Source organism: Gordonia sp. i37 (genome assembly GCF_002043085.1).
Taxonomy (GTDB): Bacteria; Actinomycetota; Actinomycetes; order Mycobacteriales; family Mycobacteriaceae; genus Gordonia; species Gordonia polyisoprenivorans.
In genome coordinates, this window is record NZ_MVPX01000025.1 from 1 (window position 1) to 1,980 (window position 1,980).

At 70.3% G+C, this 1,980-nt stretch carries 3 protein-coding genes; all 3 read right to left on the reverse strand.

The window, feature by feature from the left end; all coding sequences use genetic code 11:
* Positions 1–442 (reverse strand): class I SAM-dependent methyltransferase (locus B1964_RS01055; protein ID WP_079928468.1); only part of this gene is annotated, 442 nt, incomplete at its 3' end.
* Complete coding sequence (locus B1964_RS01060) at positions 442–1,224, reverse strand: PIG-L deacetylase family protein (protein ID WP_014358482.1); 783 nt, start codon at positions 1,222–1,224, stop codon at positions 442–444. The genes B1964_RS01060 and B1964_RS01055, both read right to left, overlap by 1 nt.
* On the reverse strand, positions 1,221–1,980 hold a 760-nt coding region (locus B1964_RS01065; RefSeq protein ID WP_079928469.1), incomplete at its 5' end, for an acyl-CoA dehydrogenase family protein. The genes B1964_RS01060 and B1964_RS01065, both read right to left, overlap by 4 nt.

Sequence of the window (1,980 nt, forward strand, 5' to 3'; positions counted from 1 at the left end):
CGGTCAACGCCCCGGGAAGTCGCTCTACGACGACGTCGAGGTCGGCGTCACCGAGGTAGTAGAGCACCTCGCTGAGCACGATGAGGTCGAAGGTGCCCGGCGGCCACGGACCGGTCAGATCCCCGGTGGACACACTGACCCGGGCGTCGGTGGTGGCCAGTCGGCGCACGGCGAGTTCGACCGCCCGCGCACTGACGTCGATACATGCGATCTCCTCGCTGCGGTCGGCGAGCGCGGCGCTCAGAACGCCGATGGAACAACCGGGTTCGAAGGTCCGCCGGTACCGCGGAGCGGTCAGCGACGCCAGCGTCAGCGCGTACTTGCGTTGTTCGTACCAGCGGTCGGTGAACCCCCACGGGTCGTCGGTGTCGCGGTAGACGTCGTCGAAGTAGTTCTCCGGCAACGTCTTCGGGCCGTCGTCGGGGTGTCGTGGGGTGGTCATCAGGTGAACACGTATTCGGTGGGCCGGGTGAGGTGGGCCAGCACGTGCGGCGGCAGGATCGCCTTGTCGGCCGGGTCGTCGGACAGGGGCCGGACCTGCGAGGCGAAGGCATGCACGGCGGCGTGCTTGACGGCAACCTCCAACGGGGACAACGGCGCCCGGCGCAGACGATCCCATGGCACGGCATCGTCGCCGGGAGTTGCCCAGTGCCACATCCAGATCGGGTACATCCAGAGCGGAACGCCCCGGCGTGTGCAGACCTCGCGGGCACAGTTTCCGAGTGCCTCGTGATCGGGGTGGCCGTCGCCGGACCAGACCGCGAGCACGGCCACCGACTCGTCGCCGCAGGCGTCGAGGTAGCCGTCGACGATGCGGCACATCGCCTCGTGGTGGGCGGCGAGGTCACCGTCGGGCAAGCCGTGCCACCGTGGCCGGTCGAGTCCGAGAAGGGTTGCAGCCGTGTCGAGTTCGAGATGGCGACGCATCACCAATCGCTCGGGTGAGACCGTTGCCGACCCGGGGTGGGATCCCGAACCGTCCGACATGCACACCACCGTGACCGCTACGCCCGCCCGGGCGGCGATCGACATGATCCCGCCGACCCCGAGGACCTCGTCGTCGGGGTGGGCGCCGAGGACGATCAACCGATCGACCGTCACCTCCAGATCGGTAGGAGTGCGCCCCGAAAGCCATTCTCGCCATCGTGATTCGGGGGTGCCGGGGATGTCGATCGGTCGCTCGGCGAAGCGCAACTGGGTGGGTGAGGGGCCGATGGTGGTCATCGTGTACCTGCTCCGGGCTCGAGGGTGATGCCGTCGCGGCCGGCGAAGCGACCGAACAGCGGGGCTTCGGTGAGCCGTCCGAGGTCGATCAGGTCGCGCTCGGCATGGGACTGCCGGAGGTAGACCTCGAGATCGGCGACGGCCTGCGCGTGCTCGGCGTCGCGCACCAACGGTGTCGGACCGAGAGCCCGCGCGACCCGGTCGATGACCTCGGTGGCCACCTGCTCGACCGACCAGCGGACCGACAGCGCAAGGCGGCGCGCCCCGTCGAGATCGTCGGGGTGTGCATCGACGATGCCGGCCGCCTGCTCGAGCATGGCGAATCCGGCCAGTAGGCGGGCGTCGATCGCGCCGAGATGCATCGCGGTCACGTCGTCGGCCGGGGACGTTCGGAAGATCGCATCGGCGACCTTGCGTGCCCCGCCCCACCAGCACGCGGCCACGCCGATGCCGCCGTGGAAGAACCCGGGACGGTCGAGGTAGGCACCGGGGGGACCGATCGGGCGGGCCGGTACGTCGTCGAGATGCACGGTGCCGGTCTCGGTGGTGCTCATCCCCGTCGCGGCCCACTCGGTGGTCTCCCGACGCACGCCCGCCTCGCTGAGGTCGACGGCGAACAGGGCGCGGGCGCCGTGGTCGACGTCGGCGGTCACCAGGGCGTGCGTGCACGTCTGTACACCCGAACACCACGGCTTCGCGCCGCGCAGCCGCCAGCCGCGATCGGTGCGGCACGCCTCGATACGAGGCTGTGGCGGG